Origin of the sequence: Pseudogemmobacter sonorensis, assembly GCF_042762395.1 — a bacterium.
In the GTDB taxonomy this organism is placed as follows: domain Bacteria; phylum Pseudomonadota; class Alphaproteobacteria; order Rhodobacterales; family Rhodobacteraceae; genus Pseudogemmobacter; species Pseudogemmobacter sonorensis.
This window is the reverse complement of sequence record NZ_JBEFZE010000009.1, coordinates 70,703-92,992: the sequence shown is the minus strand read 5'-3', so window position 1 is coordinate 92,992 and position 22,290 is coordinate 70,703. Positions and strand designations below refer to the sequence as shown.

At 69.9% G+C, this 22,290-nt stretch carries 17 protein-coding genes; 13 read left to right on the top strand and 4 right to left on the bottom strand.

Annotated elements, in window-relative coordinates; all coding sequences use genetic code 11:
- Window positions 1-181: 181 nt before the first annotated feature.
- Window positions 182-1,834: an N-6 DNA methylase gene (locus tag ABNX41_RS09270; protein ID WP_438669446.1), complete on the bottom strand. Its 1,653-nt coding sequence runs from the start codon at window positions 1,832-1,834 to the stop codon at window positions 182-184.
- Between the two features lie 291 nt (window positions 1,835-2,125).
- On the opposite strand from ABNX41_RS09270, the gene ABNX41_RS09265 reads away from it, so the two are divergent.
- Window positions 2,126-4,759 carry a LuxR C-terminal-related transcriptional regulator gene (locus ABNX41_RS09265; protein WP_438669445.1) on the top strand — a complete coding sequence of 878 codons (2,634 nt, stop codon included), beginning with the start codon at window positions 2,126-2,128 and terminating at the stop codon, window positions 4,757-4,759.
- Window positions 4,760-5,009: 250 nt separating this feature from the next.
- Here ABNX41_RS09265 and ABNX41_RS09260 read toward each other — a convergent pair whose 3' ends face one another.
- From ABNX41_RS09260 to ABNX41_RS09250, 3 genes are read right to left on the bottom strand one after another with little or no spacing between them, the layout of a single operon-like run.
- Window positions 5,010-6,101, bottom strand: coding sequence for an S-methyl thiohydantoin desulfurase family protein (locus ABNX41_RS09260; protein ID WP_438669444.1), 1,092 nt, complete (start codon window positions 6,099-6,101; stop codon window positions 5,010-5,012).
- Entirely contained in the window at window positions 6,098-6,781 is a 684-nt protein-coding gene (locus ABNX41_RS09255; protein WP_438669443.1) for an ABC transporter permease family protein, read from the bottom strand. The genes ABNX41_RS09260 and ABNX41_RS09255 overlap by 4 nt, the downstream gene beginning before the upstream one ends.
- Window positions 6,782-6,785: 4 nt before the next feature.
- A complete protein-coding gene (locus ABNX41_RS09250) occupies window positions 6,786-7,550 on the bottom strand; it encodes an aspartate/glutamate racemase family protein (RefSeq protein ID WP_438669442.1) in 765 nt (254 codons plus the stop codon).
- Between the two features lie 308 nt (window positions 7,551-7,858).
- Here ABNX41_RS09250 and ABNX41_RS09245 point away from each other — a divergent pair, with 308 nt between their 5' ends.
- The 12 genes from ABNX41_RS09245 (at window position 7,859) to ABNX41_RS09190 (ending at window position 22,267) form a co-directional block, all read left to right on the top strand.
- A complete protein-coding gene (locus ABNX41_RS09245; RefSeq protein WP_438669441.1) occupies window positions 7,859-8,854 on the top strand; it encodes a nitroreductase family protein in 996 nt (331 codons plus the stop codon).
- A 595-nt stretch (window positions 8,855-9,449) separates the two neighbouring features.
- The gene (locus tag ABNX41_RS09240; RefSeq protein WP_438669440.1) at window positions 9,450-9,746 is read left to right on the top strand and encodes a DUF6525 family protein; all 297 of its coding nucleotides are present in this window, start codon (window positions 9,450-9,452) and stop codon (window positions 9,744-9,746) included.
- A gap of 124 nt (window positions 9,747-9,870) precedes the next feature.
- Window positions 9,871-10,536, top strand: a complete 666-nt coding sequence (locus tag ABNX41_RS09235) for a DUF1007 family protein (protein ID WP_438669439.1) — start codon at window positions 9,871-9,873, stop codon at window positions 10,534-10,536.
- A complete protein-coding gene (locus ABNX41_RS09230) occupies window positions 10,518-11,489 on the top strand; it encodes a nickel/cobalt transporter (protein ID WP_438669438.1) in 972 nt (323 codons plus the stop codon). The genes ABNX41_RS09235 and ABNX41_RS09230 overlap by 19 nt, the downstream gene beginning before the upstream one ends.
- A 356-nt stretch (window positions 11,490-11,845) precedes the next feature.
- Window positions 11,846-13,714 carry a glycosyltransferase family 2 protein gene (locus ABNX41_RS09225; RefSeq protein WP_438669437.1) on the top strand — a complete coding sequence of 623 codons (1,869 nt, stop codon included), beginning with the start codon at window positions 11,846-11,848 and terminating at the stop codon, window positions 13,712-13,714.
- A gap of 58 nt (window positions 13,715-13,772) precedes the next feature.
- On the top strand, window positions 13,773-14,588 hold the full coding sequence (locus ABNX41_RS09220) for a hypothetical protein (protein WP_438669436.1): 816 nt from the start codon (window positions 13,773-13,775) through the stop codon (window positions 14,586-14,588).
- Window positions 14,588-15,514, top strand: coding sequence for a GT-B fold glycosyltransferase domain-containing protein (locus tag ABNX41_RS09215; RefSeq protein ID WP_438669435.1), 927 nt, complete (start codon window positions 14,588-14,590; stop codon window positions 15,512-15,514). The genes ABNX41_RS09220 and ABNX41_RS09215 overlap by 1 nt, the downstream gene beginning before the upstream one ends.
- 4 nt (window positions 15,515-15,518) lie before the next feature.
- Window positions 15,519-16,214, top strand: coding sequence for a class I SAM-dependent methyltransferase (locus ABNX41_RS09210; RefSeq protein WP_438669434.1), 696 nt, complete (start codon window positions 15,519-15,521; stop codon window positions 16,212-16,214).
- 64 nt (window positions 16,215-16,278) lie between these two features.
- Complete coding sequence (locus tag ABNX41_RS09205) at window positions 16,279-16,971, top strand: FkbM family methyltransferase (RefSeq protein WP_438669433.1); 693 nt, start codon at window positions 16,279-16,281, stop codon at window positions 16,969-16,971.
- Window positions 16,972-17,292: 321 nt separating this feature from the next.
- Window positions 17,293-18,807 (top strand): hypothetical protein, encoded by a 1,515-nt coding sequence (locus ABNX41_RS09200; protein ID WP_438669432.1) that lies wholly within the window; start codon window positions 17,293-17,295, stop codon window positions 18,805-18,807.
- Complete coding sequence (locus ABNX41_RS09195) at window positions 18,804-21,197, top strand: sulfatase-like hydrolase/transferase (protein WP_438669431.1); 2,394 nt, start codon at window positions 18,804-18,806, stop codon at window positions 21,195-21,197. The genes ABNX41_RS09200 and ABNX41_RS09195 overlap by 4 nt, the downstream gene beginning before the upstream one ends.
- Window positions 21,194-22,267 (top strand): glycosyltransferase, encoded by a 1,074-nt coding sequence (locus ABNX41_RS09190; protein ID WP_438669430.1) that lies wholly within the window; start codon window positions 21,194-21,196, stop codon window positions 22,265-22,267. The genes ABNX41_RS09195 and ABNX41_RS09190 overlap by 4 nt, the downstream gene beginning before the upstream one ends.
- The last annotated feature ends 23 nt before the right edge of the window (window positions 22,268-22,290 follow it).

Here is a 22,290-nt window from a genome sequence, read left to right as displayed (position 1 = left end):
TCGCCGGTACGGCCACCCGATACCCGCGCGAGGGGTCGCTGCAGTTGATCCCGGGGCCGAGATCGCCCCTTCCCGCCTTGTGACCGGCGCGGGTTTCCACGACATCATTGTCGGGATGAACGGCGACACGGGCATCCTGCCCGTCCCGGGCGCGCGTCATCCTCTCCCGACCCAGTTCCCGTCACGGGTGCCCCGCCTCAAGACCCGAGGCCTCTCGCCCGGCCTGCAGGACCAGACGGTCGAGCGCCCGCGCCTCGGCCGCCTCGCACGGGCGCGCGCGCCGACCCGCGACAGTCTCCGCCAGAAGGGCGCGGGTCGCGGCGCGGCAATGCGCCAGATCGGGCAGCATGATGGCCAGAAGATCCCTTGGTTCCAGCTTGTTCAGCCCGCCGCCATAGGCGCGGATCTGGCTTTTCATCAGGTCCTGGACAAGGCCCGAATTCAGCGCCGCCAGCAGCGCCAGCGTCGTCGTGCGGTCCGGCGACAGCGGAAAGATGCCGTGAAAAGCGGTCAGATGGGCGATGCCCGCGCTGTTGAGGACGAAGCGCATCGACTGCCGCCCGAAAACCGCGGCCCAGATCGGCGCGATATGGATCTTTTCATTGGCATACCAGGGCGATCTGGCGCGGGTCAGGAAGCGGCGGTGCAGGCCCTCGGCCTCGCCCATCGCAACATAGGCGCGCTCGGGGCCGCTCAGATCCCCAGTCAGGTGGATCAGATGCGTGGGCCGGTCCCGCGCGACCAGCGCCGCCAGATCCTCGGGGCCGAAGTCGGCCCCCGGGGCATCCTTCACCTTGGCGATGCAGGGGACCAGCCGGTCCTCGGCGATGCCGAGGGCGCGGGCGCGGGCAAGCGGCAGGTGGAAAAAGCCGTTCGCCCCGGTGGCGATGCCGCGCCGGGTTCTGGCCAGGCGGCCAAGCGGCACGAATCCCTCGGGGATCCGGGGGGCGCCGCGCTCGATCAGGTCGCCCCATTTCGGCGCCGCGCGCAGGGCCTGGACCGGGGTCTCGCGGATCAGCGCCCCGCCATCATGTGCCAGGGGTCCGAACAGCGAAGCCAGCCCCGGGATCGCCCCACCCTTCGGCACGAAGGCGGTGCGCAGCGCCACCCCGGCGGGCGGCGCCTTCTCGACCAGCAAGATGCCCATCGTCGTCAGCGCATCCTCGAACCCCGGCGCGCTCGGGCAGGTGTGGACGATGCCGCGCAGAAGGCCACGGTCCAGCAGATGGTCGCGGATCGGGCCACCGAAATTGGAATTGGACCATTCCGCCGGGATCAGGAAGGCCAGCCGCCCCCCCGGCGCCAGCCTGCGGCAGCAATCCAGCAGGAAAAGCCCATAGGCATTGGTCGAGCCCGAAAGCCCAAGCCCCGAGGCCTTTGCGACGCGGGCGATATGGCGGGCGGCATCGGGCAGGTCCTGCGGGCGCAGATAGGGCGGATTGGCGATGATCGCATCGAAGCTCTCGTCCGGGGGCAGGTCGAAGAAATCCTGCGCCCGGATCTCGATTGCGGCCCCGCCCCCCGCCAACGCGATGGCGCGGCGGGCGGCATGGGCGATCCGGGGGTCGATCTCGCAGCCGGTCACGCGGGCGCCGGGCAGGCGGGCCGCCACCGCCCGGGCAAGGACCCCGGTCCCCAGCGCCGGGTCGAGCACCCGGCGCGGCCGCGCCGCCGCGATCCAGTCGGCCATCATATCGGCGCAGGCGGGCGGGGTGAAGAACTGGCCGAAACGCCTGCGATGCGGGCGCGGCGCCGCGCGGGCATAGGCCAGATCGATCTCTTCGGGCCGTGTCAGGCCCGCGAAGGGATCGTCCCCCGCGCTCTCCGCGCCCATGTCGTCCGTCGCCTGCAATGCGACCCTTTCCGCCAAACGCCCCGCCCTCCCGGCGCGCGGCCCCCCCCGGCGCCTCCGGGGATGCCGCGCCCCCCTTTGTCGCGCCGGGACCCCGGCTTGGCAAGAGAAGGACCGCCCGCCGCAGCCTCCCGCACGGGCAAGAGGATGCGGACCGGAAGAGAGTGGCGCCCTCCCGCCAGCCCCGCACTTGACCCCGGCCGGACCGGGGGAACATAACCGACCGGACGCCATCCGGCCCCGCATTCCCCTTCCCAGCAAGGACCCCCGCATTTGGCCTTTGCCCCGCCCCGCAACGCGCTGGAGCTTCTGCCCCGCCCCGAACTGGTCGGGCGCATGGCGACCGGGTTCGAGGGCCAGATCGTGCTGCTGGAGGCCCCGCCCGGCTTCGGCAAGACCGAAACCATGGCGGCCAGCTACCGCCTGGCCGCCCGCCGCCAGCGCGAGGCGCATTGGCTGACGCTTTCGCCCGGCATGGATGCGGCCGCGATCGCGCAGGCCCTTGCCCGCGCCGTCGCGGCGCCCGATCCCTCGCCCGCCTCGGTCCTCGCCACGCTTTCCGCGCGTGAGGGCGAGGTGGAGCTTTACCTCGACGATGCCGAGCGGCTGTCGCCCCCCGGCGCCGATCCGGCCGTCGGGGCCGAGGCGCTGCACTGGCTGATCGGGGCGGCGCCGGACAATCTGCGCATCGCGCTGGCCGGGCGCCAGCTTCCGCCCCTGCGCCTGTCGCGGCTGCGCCAGCGCGGGCTGGTCAGCCGGATCGGCCCGTCGGATCTGGCCTTCAGCCGGGGTGAAATGGCGCAGATCCTGCAACACTGGCTGCCTGGGGACGAGACCGAAGCCGCGATCCAGAGCTTCGCGGGCTGGCCCGCGCTGGTGCGGCTGGCGCGGATGGAGCTGGAATCCGGCCTTGCCCCCGCCGCCCGCCGCGCGCTGATCGAGGGCAGCGCCCGCGTCTTTGACGAATTCCTGGCCGAGGACGTCCTGCCCTCGTTGCAGGACGGCGCGCGGGCCATCCTGCATTCGGTCTACGGGCTGGACAGTTTCACCCCCCATATCGTGGCCGAGCTCGCGGGCGCGCCCTCGGACAGCGAAACCATCCGCCGCCTCGACGGGCTTTTCCCGCTGATCCTGCCCGAGCACCAGAAGGCGGGGTGGTATCGGCTCAGCCCCGTCGCCTCGGCCTTTCTGGGCGGCGCGCGCAACCACGAAAGCGCCGAGGCCCGGCGCGCGCGCCATATCCGCGCCTCGCGCCTTTTCGCCGAGGAGGGCAGCCTGGAAAAATCGGTGCTGCATGCCTCGCTGGCCGGCGACCAGGATCTGATCGTGCGCACGATCGAAAAGGCGGGCGGAGTGAACCTTTTCCTGCGCGCGGGCTATTCGGTCCTGCGTGCGATCTTGCAGGCGGTGCCGCATGACGTGGTGGTGGCCACGCCCTCGCTGCGGCTATGCCGCTGCGTCATGCTGGCGAAGTCGGGGCGCATCGCCGAGGCCCGCGCCGCCGTGGACAGCCTTGTCGCCGATACCGCGGGCGAGACCGATCCCGACTGGACCGGCCCCCTGCGCCATATCGACAGCCTGGTCGCGGTCTATGAGGACCATGGCATCGACGCCGTGGGCATCACCGAACTGCGCGCCGTCGCCCGGGCCGAGGCGCAGGAGAACACCTGGAAACAGGGCTGGATCTACAACCACCTGACCATCGCCCATACCCGCGCGGGCGATCTGGAAGAGGCGATGCACTGCGCCCTGCGCGCCCTTGCCGCCTATCAGGAAGAGCGCGCCTCCTACCCGCAGATCTTCATGCAGATCCATATCGCCTATATCCATTGCCGGGCGGGCCGCCCCGATCGCGCGCAGGACCATATCGGCCAGGCGCTCGGCATGATCCGCTCGCGCCACTGGGGCGACCGCAACCTTCAGGCCATCGCCCATGTGGTGCTGGCCCGGATCCGCTATCTGCAAGGCGCGCTGCCCGAGGCGCGCCAGTTGCTGGAGCCCGCCCTGCCGGTGATGGCGCGCGGCGAGGGCTGGGTGGATTTCTACGCCGACGGCTATGCCACGCTGGCCCGGGCGCGGATGGCGCTTGAGGGCTGGACCGAGGCGCGCGAGGTGCTGGCCGAGGCCGAGGAACTGGCGGATGCCCGCGAACTGGGGCGGCTGCGGCTGTGGATCTCGATCCAGCGGGCCGGGCTTTTGCTGCGCGACGGCCAGATCGGGCCCGCCCGGGCGCTGGCCGCGCAATGGCCCGACCCCGAGGATCCCGCGCCCTGGGCCACGCCCCGCGAACGCAATGCGGCGGCGCTGATGCGCGCGCGGATCCGGCTGCGCGGCGGAGAGGGCGAGGGCGGCGGCACCGGCGAAGGCGAAACCGGCGATCCCGGGCTTTTCGACGCGCTGCGCCGCCTGTCGGACCGGCTGCGCGCCGAGGGGGCCGAGGCCGCGCTGCTGCCCGCCGCGCTGATGCGGGCCGAGGCGGCCGCGCGGCGGCATCTGAACGCCGAGGCCCTGGCCGCGCTGGAAGAGGCGGTGGCCCTGGCCCGGCACGGCGACCAGGTCCAGCCCTATCGCGACGAAGGCAAGGCCTTCGCCGAAGAGATCCGCCGCCTGCTGCGCCGCGCCGGGATCGGCGGCCTCAGCCGCGCCGCCGTGGAATATCTGTCGCGCGTGGCGCCCCAACCCCTGCGCAAGGGCCACGCCAGCCTTCTGATCAGCCGACGCGAGGCCCAGATCCTGACCCTTCTGGCCGAGGGCCTGCCCAACAAGGCCATCGCCCGCCAGATCGGCATCAGTGAGCCGACGGTGAAATTCCACCTCAAGAACCTTTACGCCAAACTGGGCGTGGGCCGCCGCCCGCTGGCGGTGGCGGCGGCGCGCAATCTGGGCCTTCTACCCCGGGCTCATTGAGGGGACCTGTCGACGGGAACCTGTCGTCGGGCGCGCGCCTTCGCGGCCCGCGCATTGTCGGGGAAGGCACCGAGATCGGGGAAGGCATGGAGAGGGCCCATCGACGTGATCCATCGACGGGGCCTGAACTGGGCTCGTATCGGGCAGAAGCGCCTCCGGCGCCGACATGCGCCCGGCGGCAAGACCGCCAGAACCAGACCGCCGAGGTCACGCCGCCGGGGTTCAGAGCAACGGGCTCAGGCTCCTAGGTTCAGGCCGCCGGATTCAGGCCGAGCGGGCTGTATTGCGCCGCCAGCCCGAAGGCCTTCGGGCCGAAGACCTCCAGCGCCTCGGGGCTGCGCATGATCGGGGGCACGCGGATCCCCAGGATATCCACCCTCTGGCCATAGCGCAGCCGTTCGGTCGGGATCGCCTCGGCCGTGTCGCCGTCCAGCACGCAGATCAGGTCGGGCACCACGGCGACGACCTCCGTCCCGCGCTCGACCACCAGATTCTCGTTCTGGATGCGGATGCGCCAAGGCTCAGCGCCGTCGAAGGGCGCGATGGTGACAATGCCCACGGACCAGCCGTTCTCGACCTTGCGGGCGATGTCGACGACCTTGCCCGCGCCGATCTTCTCGGCATGGCCGTAATGGGTGGTGCCGAGGAAGGCCACCAGCGCCGCAAGCGGCTCGGCCTTGGCCGCGCGCGCCTCGCGCACCACACGGCCGATGTCCTGCGCCAGCGTCATCGTCGCCGGGACCGAGACGCGCTTTGCCGTCGCCCCATCCATCGGATAGTTCACCAGGCTGGCCTGGCCGCCCATGCGGATGCAGATCCCGCGCGCGAGGAATTCGCCCTTGGCGGCGGTCTCGGTCTCGACCAGGGCGACATTGCCCTTCTCATCCGCCATGGCGATGGGGGCGGCCTTCACGCCATAGACGTTGAAGGTCTCCATCTCCAGTTGCGGAAAGGCGCGGCCCATGCCGTCGGCATCGACCAGCGGCAGGCCGGTCTGCGCGCCGACCAGCAGCGGAATGGTCGAGTTGATGCCGCCGATCTCGATCGGCATGGTATGGGTGGCGCGGCGCCCCAGCCGCCGCTCCAGCCGCTTCAACGAATGGATCGCCTCCTCGCCCGATGGCACCTTCTCGACCAGAACGGTGGGCGCGCCCATCATGGCGGTCGGGATGACGAAGGCGTCGTCGGCCAGCGCGTCGGGATCGACCAGTTCGACCGCCAGCCCCTCGTCAAGGCAGCGCTGCACCATCACCCGCCCGATATAGGGATCGCCCCCGCCGCCGGTGCCCAAGAATGCCGCGCCCACCGCGAGATCGGCAAGATCCTGACTGTCGAGCTTCATTCCGCCGCCTCCCCCATGCGAAGGTCGCCCACGGCCTTGACACGGATCCGCGTGGCCGAGCCAGGCAGATAGGCCAGCGGCACCTCTTCGATATCCATGATCTTGACCGAGGCCGGATCGGCGCCCGCATTGACCGCCGAGGCCGAGGCTTCGGCCTTGGCCTCGCCCAGAACCTCGTCGCGCGAGCGGCCCTCCATGGCGTAGATCCGGTCCACCTCGCCGCCGACCTGCGCGATGGCGGCGCCGATCACATTGGCCACGCCCGCGTTCTCGGGCCGGACCACCTGGCTGGCCGAGGGCAGATCGCGCGAGATCAGGATCGCACCGCCGCCGACCAGGATCACCGGCAGCATGGTGGTCGAGGGCTTCACGCTGCGCGTGATGATGAAGGCCAGCGGATAGCCGATCACCAGGCAGACCAGCGCGACCAGGATCCCGATCCAGACCGAGCGCCAGATCGCCATGTAATACAGCGCGCGGGTGAAGATCCGCTCGTAATTCGTCAGCGTCAGGTCGCCCTGGAAGGTGATGACGCCCTGCCCGCCCCGGTCGAACCCCGAGGCCAGCAGCGACACCACCGGGATCAGGAAGAACAGCACGGCCGGCGCGACCAGCCACCACAGCCTGGGCCGCATCCAGTCGCGCCTGGCCTCGGAGGGAAAGGTCGCGCCGTCGCTCATCCGCTCATTCCGCCGCGAAGGTCAGCGCGGGCATGTCGTAGCCCGGCATCAGCTTTTCGGGCGGCATCGGCCAGGTCAGCTTGGAATGGCTCAGCCCCGACCGCACCAGCGCGGCGGCGACATTCACCGCCGTCGGGATCGGATCCACCACCGGAATGTCGATGCCGCGCGAAAGCAGCCCCTCGCGCACCGCGCCCGCGCAGCCCATCAGCCCGGTGCAGCCGAAGACGATGGATTCCGCGCCATCGATCTCGACCGCCTTCTGCGCCTCGTCGATCAGGGCGCGGTTGGTCGCGGCCAGGTCCTTCTCCAGTTCCAGCACCGGAATATCGACCGAGCGCACCGAGGCGAGCTTGCCCGCAAGCCCGGCGATGGCGGCGGTGTTCTCGAAGCTCGACCGCAGGCGGCGCATCACGGTGACGACCGAGAAGCGATGGCCCAGCATGGCGGCGATATGCATGCCGGTCTGGCCGGGGCCCAGCACCGGGATCGTCACCACCTCCCGCGCGGGCCGCAGGCCCGGATCGCCCATGCAGTCGATGATGCAGGCATCGACGCCATCGCGCTCGGCCTCGATGATCTTCGCGACGGTGTCGGGCATCGCCATACCCGCCTCGTATTCGCTTTCGATCGAGCCCGGCCCCTTGGAGATCTGCGACCAGGAGACCCTCACCCCCGGCGATTCGAGCGGCTTCACGGTTTCGTCGCTGCGAAACCCCGGGGTCGAGATCGGCATGACGATACGGATATGGACGGGTTTGATCGACATCGGCGGGGCTCCGTTTCCAGGTCCGACAGCGGACCGATTGCCCTGAATTTCAGCGCAGCGACCGGGTTGCGGAACCCGGAATGCCGGATAGGTATCTGGCTTATACGGACAATATTTCGGGTTCCATAAGGAAATATTTACAACTCCTTAGGATAAGGTATTCAATAATTATTTATATATTTCATATGTCTAAATCTATGATCAAATTCACCGACAATCCTTGATCACCCTATCCTTTCTGCCCGGCCCAAGCTTGCCCGCGCCTGCCGTCGCCCACATTCTGGGCAAAACCCCAGCAGGAGCCCGCGATGCCGCTTCCCGATACCGCCACCCCGGACGAGCGCCGCGCCCGCTTCCGCGCGCTTGTCGCCAATGGCCGCCACGACCTGCGCCGGTTCTGGGACGCCTCCTTCACCAATGGCGCGCCGAAGCGCGAGAATCTGCGCGCCCGCATGGCGATGGACGGCCATTTCCTGGAATACGGCCTGTCGATCAGCGGCAGCGCGCCCGGCCATGGCCATGACCGGGCCGAGCGGCTGGCGCGCGACCTTGATCGCTATGCGGCCGAATTCGGCCATGATTCCTCGACCGCCATCGCCTGGGCGATGCTTGGGGCCTGGGCGGTTCAGGCCCGGCGCTCGACCCTCGATCTGGCCGGGATCGAGGCGGTCCTCGCCCGCCATGCGCCCGCCTGCGCCGCAAGCCCGCTGCGCGGCGGGGCCGAAACGGTCACCGCCGAGGCGATCCGCGCCGCGGGCCGGATCGATTTTCTGGCCTTCGCCGAATCGCGCCATTCGATCCGCAGCTATGCCGACCGCCCGGTCCCGCCCGAGGCGATCGAACGCGCGGTGCGCGCGGCGCAGCAATCGCCGTCGTCGTGCAACCGCCAGACCTGCCGCGCCCATATCTGGACCGATCCCGCCGCCCGCGCCCGGGTGCTGGCGCTGCAGAACGGCAATCGCGGCTTTGGCGAGCAGTTGGGCGGGGTGGCGGTGATCACCTCGGATCTGGCGCATTGGGAACAGGCGCATGAACGCTATCAGGCCTGGGTCGACGGCGGCATGTTCGCGATGAGCTTCGCCTACGGGCTGCATGCCGAGGGGCTGGGCGCCGTCATGCTGAACTGGTCGGTGACGAAGGAGCGCGATGCCGAGCTGCGCCGCCTGACCGGCCTGCCCGAGACCGAGTTGGTGATCACGATGGTCGGCTTCGGCTGCCTGCCCGAGGATCTGCGAGTCCCCGTCTCGCAGCGCCGCCCGCTGGAGACCGCCCTGCGCCTGAACACCCCCCTGGCGCCGCTCTAGGGCGGGGGCCTGGCAGGGGGCGGGTTACCCCCCAGCCGGGGATCTGCGCGAGGCCTTCGTCGGAGGGCCGGGGGCGGACCTCGCAAGAAGACGAGCGTCCAACGAAGGGGCGTGAGGGCGGCCTTCCGCGCCAGCTCGGGAATGATCGCTGCCCAGTCGAAACCTTTGCCCAGAAGTTTGGCCGCACGGATCAGGCTGTCTGGATCGGGCAGGATCCCGCAAAGAGCCTTCGCCGGATCCAGACCGGCTTCGGGATTGACGGGGTGGAGAATTCCGATCTAGATAAGATACGTTATAACATAAAATCCGAAATCCAGTGCTCCTCCAGCTTCACGCCCTCCCCGCCGCCTGCCGCCTGCCGCCTGTCGGGCACCGCCGCTCCCGGTTTCCCGGCAGCAAGGAGCAAGTCGGCGCGGGACAACCGCGACAGCCGCCGCGCGGGGGTCACAGATGGCAGGCGCGGCGGCGCCGAACGGTCGCCTTCCGCTGGACAGCCGACCGGGATTGCCGATGCCCGCCACGCGCCGCGCGACGACCTGTCCGCGGGGCCCTGCGATCCACCCGTCCCCGCCGCTCCACCACCGCAGGAGGCCGCATGAAAGCCGCGAACCTTGCCACATCGCTCCGGCGCCGGAACCGGGCCGATCCGATGCGCCGCTACGACCGCCTGCCGCCCGAGCTGCGCGGCTGGCTGGCCACCGCCGCCCTGCCCTGGAGCCCGTGCTCGGCGCTGCGGCTGTGGCGCAGGCTCTTGCGCGAGACCGGGGAGGACGTTCCCGCCGCCCTGAGGCGGATGGATCTGGCCGAGGCGCGGATGCTCGGCCGCGACGGCCTTGCCCTCGCCCCCCGCCCCGGCCCCGCCTTCGCCGCAAGGGGCGGGAAACCGGCGTGATCCCGCCGCTGCCCCGGCCGATGCGCTGGCCGCGCACGGCGCGGCGCGGTATCCTCGCGCCATGTGCGCCGCCACCCTTCTTCACCCACCGTCGCGGCCAGCCCCCGGACGGGCGGCAGGCCTTTTGCTGTCGGCCCTGCCTGGCATTGCCGGGCTTTTCCTTGCGGTTTCCCCCGCCCCGGCCCGCGCGCATCCGCATGAATTCGTCGACACCGCGATCACTTTCCGCTTCGACGACACCGGCCGGTTGGGCGCGATCGGGGTGGTCTGGATCTGGGACGACCTCACCTCCATGCTGATCGTCGAGGATCTGGGCATGGATGCGGATGGCGACGGCGAGTTGACCGAGGCCGAACGCCAGGCGCTGTCCGACAGGTTCGGCAACTGGCCCGAAGGGTTCACCGGCGATCTGCATCTTTCGCACGCGGGCCGGACGGTGGGAATCGGCGGGCCGCTGGATCTGGTGGCGGATTACCGCCGGGGCCGTCTGATCGTCAGCTATCTGCGCGCCCTGCCCGAGCGGATCGAGATGACGGCGGGGCCGGTGTCGCTTCAGGTCTACGACCCCGAATATTACGTCTTCTACGACCTTTACGGTGTGCCCGAGGTCGTCGGCCGCGCGGATTGCCATGTCGATGTGGTGAAAGCCGACATCCCGGCCGCGCAGCGGATCTACGACCAGCTTCTCGGCCAGTTGAGCGAAGAGGAGATGATGGAGGAAGGCCGCTACCCCGAGGTCGGCGGCGCCTTCGCCGATGAGATGAGGCTGGAATGCGCCGCAGCACCCTGATCGCCCTTCTGATCCCCGCCGCCGTGATCCTCGCGGTCGGCGGCGCGGTGCTCGCCTTCGGGCTGGAAGAACGGCTGGCGCGCCACGCGCTTGCCCTTCAGCGCGAGGCGCAGGACGCGCTGGCGGCGGCGCTACGGGCGCTCAGGACCGGCCAGCCCGGCGCGATCGCGGCCTTCCTGGGCCTGTGTTTCGCCCATGGCGCGGTCCATGCCCTCGGCCCCGGGCATGGCAAGGCGGTGATCGCGGCCTATGGGCTGGCGAGCGATGTCGCGCCCGGGCGGATCCTGCGGCTGGCCGCCGTGTCGAGCCTTGCGCAGGCCACGGTCGCGGTGGTGCTGGTCCATGTCGCGCTTGGGCTTTACGGCAGCGCGCGCGGCCAGGCCGAGGGGCTGGCCGCCGCGATCGAGCCGCTGTCCGCCCTGGCGCTCGGCCTTCTGGGAGCGATGCTGTTCTGGCGCGGCGCCCGGCGGCTGTTCGCCCAGGCCAAGGATCGTGACCAGGCCCATGACCGGGCCCATGACCAGGCCGGGCAGCGGCACGATGACCATTCCACGCATGACCATCCCGCCGATTGCGGCTGCGACCAGTCCCGCCTGCCTCAGCTTGAAGCCGCCCTCGCCCGGGGCAACCGGCGCGAGGCGGCGGCGCTGGTGACCGCCATCGCCCTGCGGCCCTGCACCAGCACGCTGATCCTGTTGTTCCTGACATGGCGGTTCGGGCTGGTCGGGATCGGCATCCTGGGGGCCTATGTCATGGGCCTTGGCACCATGGCGGTCACGGCCGGGGCGGCGCTGCTGGCGGTGGCGGCGCGCAGCTCCCTGTTGCCGCGCGCCGCCGGGCCGCTGCGGGCAGGCGGCGGGATCCGGGGCGGGGCGCTTGTCTTCACCCTGGCCGAGCTTGCCATCGGAACCGTGATCGCGATCTTCGCCCTCGGCCTCGTGCTGCGGGCCTGATCCCCGCGGAAGAGGCGCCATACCCCCCGCACCCCCCGCACCCCTGTTTGAGCTCGCAACCCTCTGTGGGAAAAGGACGACACCTCCACCGCCCCTTGATCCGCCTTCATTGACAAGGCCCCGCCGCCTTGTCTAATCCACGGGCGGAACCGGAGCCCCGGCGGATCGGTCCCGCGCCGGAAGACCGGGACGGGCCCGACGGAAAAGCGCCCGGGCGGAAGAGAGGGAGAGGTCATTCCCGGCAGAGCGGCCCCGCCGCGAGGAAGCCCCCGAATCCACCCGCCCGGATCGCTCACCCGGGCCCACCGACGATCGCCTGCGTGCCGAATTGCCCTTTGACCGAGTTGATGCCCCGGATGACAGCCCAAGCGCCCAGCCTCGACACCCTGCGCCCCGTCAGCCGCCACGGCATCGTCACCGCCGTGTCGATGATGAAGGACGAAGGCCCCTTCGTGCTGGAATGGATCGCCCATCACCTCGCCGTCGGCTTCTCGCGCATCGTGGTCTATACCAACGACTGCTCCGACGGCACCGACGACATGCTGATCCGGCTGGAGGAGCTGGGGCTCGCCCATCACCGCCGCAACGTCATCGGCCCGGGCCTTCGCCCGCAGCCCTCGGCGCTGAACCATGCCCAGGACGAGCCGCTGGTGGGCGAAAGCGACTGGGTCCTGGTCTTCGACGCCGACGAATTCCTCTGCATCCGCTATGGCGACGGCACGCTCGATCCGCTGCTGGACGCGGTGACGGCGCAGGGCGCGAACGGGCTGGTGATCACCTGGCGCATCTTCGGCTCGGGCGGGGTGCAGGACTGGTCCCGCGCGCCCGTGACCGAGCAATACCTGCGCGCCGCGCCCAAGGACTGGAACAAGGGCTGGGGCGTCAAGACCCTGTTCAAATTCGACCCCGAGCACTGGAAGCTGGGCATCCACCGGCCCAAGATGAAGAACAAGTGGCTGGAGACCGGCTATCCCGACGGGGTGAAATGGCTCAACGGCTCGGGCCGCCCGATGGAGGATTACTTCAAGTTCCGCGGCTGGCGCTCGATCACCCGCACCATCGGCTACGACTGGGTGCAGATGAACCATTACGCGGTGAAATCCATCGACAGCTATGCGATCCGCAAGTTTCGCGGCAACGTCAACCTGAAGAAAGACAAGTATAATTCCGACTACTGGTCGCTTCAGGACCGCAACGAGACCGAAGACAACACCATGCTGCGCTATTCGACGCGGCGCAAAGAGATCTTCGAGCGGCTGCTGACCGATCCGGTGCTGAACCGGCTGCATTTCGCCGCGCTGGAGCGGGTGGAGGCCCGGCTGGCCGAATACAAGGCCCTGCCCGCCTATGCCGAGATGGTGGCCGGGCTGCGGGCGGCGGCGCAGCGCCCGATCAACGAGGTGGTGGCCAAGCCGCCCCAGGCCCGAGATCCCGAAAAGATCGCCGCCCTGATGAGCCGGGTCGAGAAGGTCCAGTCCGAACGCCAGGCCGAGGCGCGCAAGGCCGCGGGCCTTGCCCCGCCGCGCGGCGCGATGCTGCTCGACACGCCCGCCCTGGCACCCAGCCCCGGCGTGGCCTGGGTGGCCAATCACGAGGTTCTGCTGCCGGTGGATCCGGGTTTTTTCGGCGCGCAGGCGCTGGACCTGATCGCGGCGGGCAAGTTCGAGCGCAGCCTGGCGCGCTTCCTGCCCCGGCTGGTCGGGGCCTCGGGCACGCATCTGGAACTGGGCGCGGGCTGCGGCTTTCGCGCGGCACTTCTGGCGCGGAGCCGCCCCGGACTGCGTCAGGTCGTGCAGGAGGGCCATCCGGCGCGGCTTCTACTGATCGAAGAAATCTGGCGCCGGAACGGGGTGCGGCAGGGCCCCGGGTTGCAATTGACGAACGAATGGCAGGACGAGGGGCCGAACGGGAGCGATCTGGCCCGCCTGCTGGCCGAGCTGCGCCCCGACAGCCTTCTGATCGCCGATGCCGCCTTCACGCCCGCCCGCCTCACACGCGCGATCAAGGACAGCGGCCACCGGCCCGGAACCACGATTCTGGCCGGCCCCTGTCGTGATGACGCCATGGGCTGGAAAGAGGTGTTTCCCAACCTCGTCGCCGCCCGGGCCGACAACCGCCAGACCGCAGAGCCGCAGGCCCCAGACCCGCCCCCGCAAACCGCGGACCGTCAGACCTGGGACCAGCAGGCCGATTTCCTGCTTGCCCGCCCACCGGGCCCCGTGTGACCTTCGACCCGGATCAACGATTAACTCCGGTCCCCGCCGGATCTTGCCAGGAGCCGCCATGACCACCGCCGAACGTCGCCCCGTCGCCTCACTCTGGATCGGCCCGCGGCTGCATTACATCAACCAGTTCTGCCTGCTCAGCCATGTCCAGCAGGGCCATCCGACCACGCTTTACTGCACCGAAGAGGTCGAAAACGTGCCCGAGGGCGTGATCACCCGCCCCGCGACCGAGATCATGCAGATCGACATGGACATCGTGCGCCAGACCTCGGAATCCTTCCTGTCGAACGTGTTCCGCTACAAGATGATCCAGAAGACCGACGCGATCTGGATCGATTGCGATGCGCTGTGCCACCGCCCCTTCCCCGAGGGGATGGACCATATCTACGCGGGCCACGGCTTTCGCGGCGCGCTGAACTGCGGCGTGGTCTATATCCCGCCGCAGGGCGAGTTGATCGACCGGCTGATCGATTATTACGAAAACCTGCCCGAGGCGCCGGGCTGGTTCAACAAGCAGCAGCGCAAACGGCTGGACAAGCAGGACCCCGCGCTGCCGCAGGCGGTCAGGATCTACAACGCCGACCGCACCTCGTTCGGGCCGCAGGCCTTCACCTGGTTCGCCCAGCAGACCGGCGATTTCGAACGCGCGCTGTCGCATGACGTGCTTTATCCGGTGCCGTTCCAGCTCAACGACGTGTTCTTCGACCCCCACAGCAATGTGGAGGGGCATTTCACAGACCAGACGCTTTCGGTCCATCTCTACACCAACGGCACCAAGCCCTGGTGGCGCAAACATGCGCCGCTGCCCGGCTCCTATGCCGCGCGGATGGCCGAGCGGATGGGGGTAGACCCCTCGAAAGCCCTGGAAGAGTGATGACCAGACCGCCCCTGACCTTCGTCTATATCGTCGAGCCGCCGGATTATCAGATCATGGCCTGCATGCTGCTGGCCTCGATCCGCGAGAATTTTCCGGCCGATGTGCAGGCGATCGGCTATTGCCCCGAACACCGGATGGCGGAACTGCATCCCGCCGTCTTCCGCGCCCATGAGATGCTGGGCGCCGAGATCCGCCCGATGCGGACCGAGGGCATGTGGGACAGCCCCTATCCGCATGGCAACAAGATCATCGCCGCCATGCAGCCGCGCGACAGCGAATATTCGGCCTTCGTCGACAGCGACGTGCTGTTTCTGGAACCTAACAGCCCCGCGGCGCTGACCCGGGCGGGCCATGTCTCATGCTCGGCGGCGGCCTCGATGAATTGGGGGGAACAATCGGTCTGGGACCGGATCTGGGGCACCTTCGGCATGGAGGTCCCCGCCGAGCGCATCCGCCTGATGCGCCGCACCCGGCAAGAGGTCGTGCCCTATTTCAGCGCGGGCCTCGTGGTCTTTCCCGAGGATCCCGGCCCCGGCGGGCGCTTTCCCGATGTCTGGTATGATACCGCCCGGCGGCTGGACCGCGAGAGCGATCTGGAACACCGCCGCCCCTATCTCGACCAGATGACCCTGCCGGTGGCGATCCGGCGGGCGGGGCTGGGCTGGAACATCCTGCCCGAAGAGCAGCATTACATCCTGGGCGGGCTGATGCGCGGCAAGACCCTGCCCGAGGGGCGGCTGATACATACCGTGCATTACCGCAACGACAAGGTGCTGCGCGAGGTCGGGCTGACCCGGCGCGGACGGGCGATGCTGCGTCGCCATCTGGGCGTCGACTATGTGCGCAGGCTGGTGCCCGACGCGCCGCAGGCCCGCGCCGAAGAGGGCGCCCCCGAACAGGGCCTCACCGGCCAGGAGGAATGAACCCATGGGCATCAGCCTGATCCCCGCGCTGTTTCTCGCCCGGCACAGCCGCAACCTGAACGGCGCCGAACGGGGGCTGATCCTCGGGCGGCAGAAGCTCCACCTCAAGGGTCGCAAGATGGAGCAGTTCATCCGCAGGGCCGGACGGCTGGGCCACAGCCTGGCCATCGACCGGATCGTGCAGAAGGACGGTTTCACCGAAAGCCTGCTGGCCGCCCTTGGCTATCCGGTGATCGAGGCGATGGATTTCACCGACAAGGAAGGCGCCGCCCATATCCACGACCTGAACACCCCCCTGCCCGAGGCGCTGAAGGGCCAGTTCGACTTGGTGATCGACGGCGGCACCACCGAACATGTCTTCCACATCGGCCAGGCGCTGGACACCTGCCATGAACTGCTGCGGCCCGGCGGGCTTTTCATGTCCTATGTCTCGGCGGACGGCTGGTTCGGCCACGGCTTCTTTCAGACCGGGCCCGACGTGCCCTGGCGCTACTGGCACCACGCCCGGGGCTACGAGATGCTGGAGGTGACGCTGGTCTGCCGCACCGCGCCTTTCGACCTGATCGCCGTCGAGGACCCGACCGGCAAGCCGCGCGGCGGGGAAAGGGCGCTGGCGGGCCCGCATATGATTCTGACCGCGGCGCGCAAACCCCTGGTGGCGCCGCCCTATGCCCTGCCGATCCAGAGCCATTATGTCTGAGGCCCTCATGCCCCCGCCCCCCAAGACCAGCCCCCAAGACGACCCCATCCCGGACGGCACCGAAATGCCGCAAACCGACCACCCCGAGGATCCGGCGGCACGGATAGCCGAGATGGAAACCCGCATCCGCCGCCACAAGCGCAACCTGCGCAAGGCCTCGGCCGAGGGGTTTCTCTCGGGCGCGGTGGCGATGCTGCGCCCGACCGATCTGGTGCTGGATTGCGGGGCGAATGTCGGCAAGATCAGCGCGATCCTGGCCGCGACCGGGGCCGAGCTGCGCTCCTACGAACCCGACCCCTTCGCCTTTTCCCGCCTGACCGAGGCCTGTGGCGCCTTGCCCAACGTGCGACTTTTCAACGCCGCCGTGGGGGCTGCGGCAGGCAAGGTGCGGCTGATGCGGGCGGGGAATTTCGACGACAACCCGATCGGCGCCTCGGTGAAAAGCACGGTGATCGGCGGCGGGCGGATGATCAACGAGGCGGAAGCGATCGAGGTCGAGATGCTCTCCTTTCCCGATCTGGTCCGCGACGCCGTGGCCGAGCGCGGCGAGATCGCCCTGGTGAAGATGGATATCGAGGGCGCCGAGCTGGAAATCCTGGAAACGCTTGAGGAACAGGGCCTTCTGGGCGCGATCCGCTGCTTTCTGGTCGAAACGCATGAGCGCAAGTTCAAGGACCTGCGCCCGCGCTACCGCGCCTTGCGCGACAGGATCGGCGCGGGCCCCCATGCGGCGCGGATCTTCCTCGACTGGATCTGAGCCGGGCGGTCGACTGCGGCGGGGCGGGCGCGGGCCCGGGTTTCCCTTGAAACTCCCTCCCCCGCGCTCTAGGATTTTTGCCATCCCGGCGCGCCTGTTACGGCCGCCCTCGGGGCGGTGCCAGGGGCCGGGCGGTCGGCGCGTGACAAGACCGCAATGGCGGGGCGGCAAGACCCCGAAAACCCGGGCCCTCCTTGGGCCGAGAGAGCAGGAGCGCATCATCCCCATCCGATCGCATATCCGGGCGACAAGGCCCCACCGGCCCGGCTGCCGAAGCCCCCTCCGGTCGCGCCCGGGCGGGAAGCGGGCAGGCTAGTCGCCATGTGTCCCCCGCCCCCGGAAACGCCCCAGCCTCAGCCCGCGCATGCCCCCGACGACCGCGCCGCCCGCAAGGCCCGCCGCGAGGCGCGCCGCCGCGCCCGGACCGAGGCCGAGGCGCTGGCCCGCGCCGAAACATTGGCCGAAGCCGGGGCACTGGCCGAAGCCGGGGCCTCGACCGGAACCTGGAGCGCGGGCGCCACCCCCGCGACCCTCGCCCGCCTTCCCCCCGACCGCATCGACCCGGCCGAGACCCTGGGCGACATCGACGCCTGGAACCTGCGCCATGACGGCGGCTGGCTGCGGTTCGACGCCAGGCTCGAAGACGCCCCCCGCGCCTATCTGCGCCCCATCGAGGGCGGCGACATCATCGCCGATGCGCCGGGCGACCTGCTGGCGCTGCTTGCCCTCGGCGGGCCGCGCCGGGCGGGCTTCACCCGTGGCCCGGCGCGGTTTTGCCACAACATCCTCGCCCCCGCCGACCATATCGGCGCCGTCGGGCGTGAGGCCACCGGCACCGCCGCCCGCACCAACCGGATGCAGCGGATCCGCCATCGCAGCCGCGAGGCGCTGCTGGCCGATGCCCTGTTGGCCCGCCGCCACCGCGACCGGCGCGGTCTGCCGCTGCTTTATGTCCGCGCCGAGACCGAGGCCACCGCCAGCCTCGACGCGCTCGGCCAGGGGCGCGCCTTCGCGAATTTCACCATCGCGCTCGACAATCTGGTCGAGGCCGCCGCAAGCCTGGGCCGCCGCGCGCGGGTCGTTGCCGTGGCGATCGGCTTTGGCGCCGAGGCGCTTGGCGGCACGCCCGAGGGGATCGCGCAAGCGTTCCGCGACCTCATGGCCAGGATCACCGCCGCGATGCGCGCCCGCACCCTGGCGCCGCCGCTGTTTCTGGTCGATGCCGAATGCGGCACCGCACGGATCCACGACCATCCCGCCATCCGCGCCATGCACGATCTGGCGCGCAACCATGGGCCGCACCGCCTGATCCTGCCCGCACCCGGCTATATCGCCGGGCAGGACCGTTTCGGACGGGTGACCGATGCCGGACGCACCGCCCTTGCCGCGATGGATGCCTGCGCGGTCGAGGCGCATCTGGCTGGAGAGGCCTGGTTCTGCCCGCTGCCCTTGCTGGCCGAACGCTCGGGTGGGCAGATCCGGGTGACCTTCCGCGCCATGGCGGATCTGGTGATCGACCCGGCCGATCCCTTCGGCGCCGGGCCGGGCGCGGGGTTCCATATCCCGGGCGGCGCCCTTCACGCGCCGCGCATCGCGCCCGACGATCCGAAGGCGCTGATCCTCGATGCCGGGCCGGGGGCGGACGGCGCGCCGCGCCTTCTGCATGCCTGCGCCCTGCCCCCCCGCGGCGACGGGCGCCCCGCGAACCGCAGCGCCATCCGCGACGGCTGGCACGATGAGGGGCCCGATGGCGCGCCCCTTCACCGCTGGGCCCTGCCCGCCGATCTGGCGATCCATCCCGCGCCCCCCCTTCGCGTCAGGAGCGACGCCCCATGAGCTTCACCCCCCAGACGGTCCGCGACGGCAATATCTGCCTGATCTGGATCGACGACATGATCGACATCTTCACCTGGCGCAACGCCTTCGGCGTGACGATCCAGACCCCGAACATCGACCGGCTGATGGCCGAGGGCGCGCGCTTTGCCAATGCCTATGCCACCATCCCGCTTTGCGCCCCCTGCCGGGCCGAGGTGGCGACCGGGCTTTCCCCCTTCGTCACCGGGCTGGTCGATCTGAACCGCTTCTGGCGCGACGTGCTGCCGCCGACGGCAAGCTGGGTCCACGACCTGCGCCGCGCGGGCTTTTACACCTTCACCACCGGCAAGACCGACGCCAATTACAAACCGATGCCCGAGGAATATCGCCGGGTGCTGTTCCATGAGGACCTGGCCGCCGACGACAGCGGCAGGCGCAGGGGCGTGCACAGCTATCTCGACAAGGGCCCGGGGATCGAGGGCGTGAACCACCCCGACGACGACGGCAGCTACGACCATACCTTCTACGACCACGCCGTGGCGCAGAATGCCATCGACTTCGTGCGCCGTGCCGATCCCGCGCGCAGGCATCTGATCCAGCTTGGCTTCAAGCATCCGCATTACAACCTGGTCTGCCCCGACCGCTTCTACCAGATGTATGATCCCTCCCGGATCGAATGGCCGCGCTCGGCCCACCCGGACGACTACCACGGGCCGCAGCCCGGCATGGCGGTCTATGAGATGGCCTATGTCGTCAACGGCCGCTGGACGCCGGAAAAGGCCGGGGACGAGGCCTGGCGCCAGGTGGTCCGCGCCTATTTCGCCGCCTGCTCGCATGTCGATCACGAGATCGGCCGCTTCATGGACGCGCTGCGCGCCTCGCCCCTCGGGGCGAGGACGACGGTGGTCCTGGTCTCGGACAACGGCTTCAACCTTGGCACCCACGACAGTTTCCACAAGATGAGCCAATGGGACAGCGCGGCCCATGTGCCCCTGGGGATCTGGCATGCCGGGATGACCGGCGGGCAGGTGGTGGACTGCCCGGTGTCGCTGCACAACCTGCCCAGGACCATCCTTGACCTCGCGGGCCTGCCGCCGCGCCCGGACTGGACCTCGGGCCAAAGCCTCCTGCCGCTGATCTGCGACGAATTCGGCGCCTACGACCGGGCGCAATCGCCGCTGACCGCGGTGTTCGGCACGCTTTCGGTGCGGCCCTCGGTCCCGGGATACGAGCATCTGCGCTATTTCCGCTATCCGAACGGCGAAGCCCATGTCTATGACGTGGTGGCCGATCCGGGCGAGACGACGAACCTTGCGGGCGGGCCCGAGACCGCCTTCCTGCACCGCGAACTGGTCCAGGCGGCGGCGCGGCTGGGGCTCGACCTTGGCGGCATGGACGAGGATCCCGCCACCGGGCTGAACGCGATGATGGCGATGGACGGGACGGTCGCGCTGAAGGGGCCAGCGGCCGACGGCCATTTCTGGGCCTATGGCGCCGCCGCCGACCGGATCGCGCCCGCGCCGGGCGGGCGGCATGTGCTGTGGTATCTGGGCGGGCCGGACGATCATGTGCTGCATGTGCCCAGGGGCATCGGCACCCTGCGCATCGGCACCGTGGTCTCGCGGATGGAGGGCGACGGCCAGAGCCCGCGCGCCTTCGAGGTGGTGGCCCATCCCGAAAGCCGCATCGAATTCGAGGCCTCCGAGCGCGTGCCGGTGCGGCTGCGCGGCAGCGACCGGGGCGACCGGCTGTTCGGCCCGGTCTATGCCGGGGCCGAGTTCCACGGCGGCGCGGGGGACGACCTGATGGTCGCCGTCTCTGGCCGCAGGAACGACAGCCACGCCTTCTACGGCGGCCCGGGCGACGACACGCTGATCGGAGCCGCGGGCCGCGCCACGCTGGACGGCGGCCCCGGCGACGACGTGATCCGGGGCGGCGACGGCTTCAACCGCATCTACGGCGGGCCGGGCAACGACCTGATCACCGACGGCGACCGCAGTTCGGTCATCCACACCGGCCCCGGCCACAACCGCGTCACCGCAGGCCATGGCGCCCACACCTTCCATGTCGGCCCGGGCGAGAACACGATGACCGGCGGCACCGGCGGCGTGACCTATCACGTTGCCTGGGGCGGGATCTGCCGCATCACCGACTGGCACGAGGGCGACCGCATCGTGCTTGAGGGCTGGCCGCTCGACCCCGAGATCGCGGTCGAGGATGGCGATACGCTGATCACGCTGGGCCTGTCTGCGATCGTGCTTGAGGGGATCGAGGACAGCCGCCTTGCCCGGGCCGGGCTTGCGCGCGCCGAGGCCGCCGCAGATCGGGCCGCGGATCCGGGCGAGGGCCCGGAAGAGACCCGCCCCATCGATTCCGCCCGCGACCCCGGCAGGACAGGAGAGGACGAATGACCCCCACCGAACCGCGCCCAGACGTGACCCCCGAAGACGCGCCCCCCGGCATGCCCCCCGAAGAGGTGAACGCGCCCGACGCCCTGGCCGAGGCCGGACGGATCGGCACCCACGCCGGGCAGGCCGAAAGCCGCGACGACGCGGCGGATTCCCAGAAGGCGGGGGCGAATGACCCCGATTCCGGCGGCGTTGACCCCGCCGCGCTTCTGGCCGCGCCCATCCTTTTCGTGACGCGGTTTTCCTTCGTCGGCCTTTCGGGCTGGCAGAGCGACGCCTCGCGCGATGCCGAAAAGCTGTTCGCCCGCGAAAGGCTGCTCCAGCGGCTGGAGCTGTTCTCGACCATCGCGCTGCCCTCGCTGGCCGCCCAGACCGACCGCGACTTCCACCACCTGATCCTGACCAGCGACCAGCTTCCGGCCTGGGCGATGGAAGAACTGACCGACAGCTGCGTGATGTGCTACGGCGACAGCCGCCAGTTCACCATCCGGGCCGAGCCCCCTGGGACCACCCGCCGCGCGCTGCGCCATTACATGCAGCGGGTCTATCGCGATCCGGTGGTGGTTCAGGTGGTGCTGGACGACGACGACGGTCTGGCCTGCGATTACGTCGCCGACCTGCGCCGCCAGATCGCCACCCTGGCCGCGCCGCCCCAGCCCCCGGAGGAGGCGGCCCGCGCCGGGGTCGCGCTGCCCTATTTCCTGTCCTTCCCCGAAGGCTACGGATTTTCGATCACCGAACATGCCGCCGACGGCCTGCGCGAGCGGCAGGAGGCCAGCCTCTACAGCCACCGCTATCCGTTCATCAATTGCGGGCTGGCGATGCTGGGCACGCCGGACGGCAAGAACATTTTCGCCATCGACCACCGTGCCGCACCGCGCAAATACGGCGCGCGGCTGTTCCCCGGGAAGGCGATGTTCCTGCGCTCGATCCACGAGTTCAACGATTCCCGCGTCGCGGTGACCGAGAAGTGGCAGCCGCTGGAAAGCTGGCGCGAGGCCGAGGACATCAGGACCAGGTTCCCCTGGCTTCTGGCGCGCGAGGCGCTGTGGAACGGCGCGCAGGGCGGGTGATCCCCCCGGCCAGCCGCCGGGGG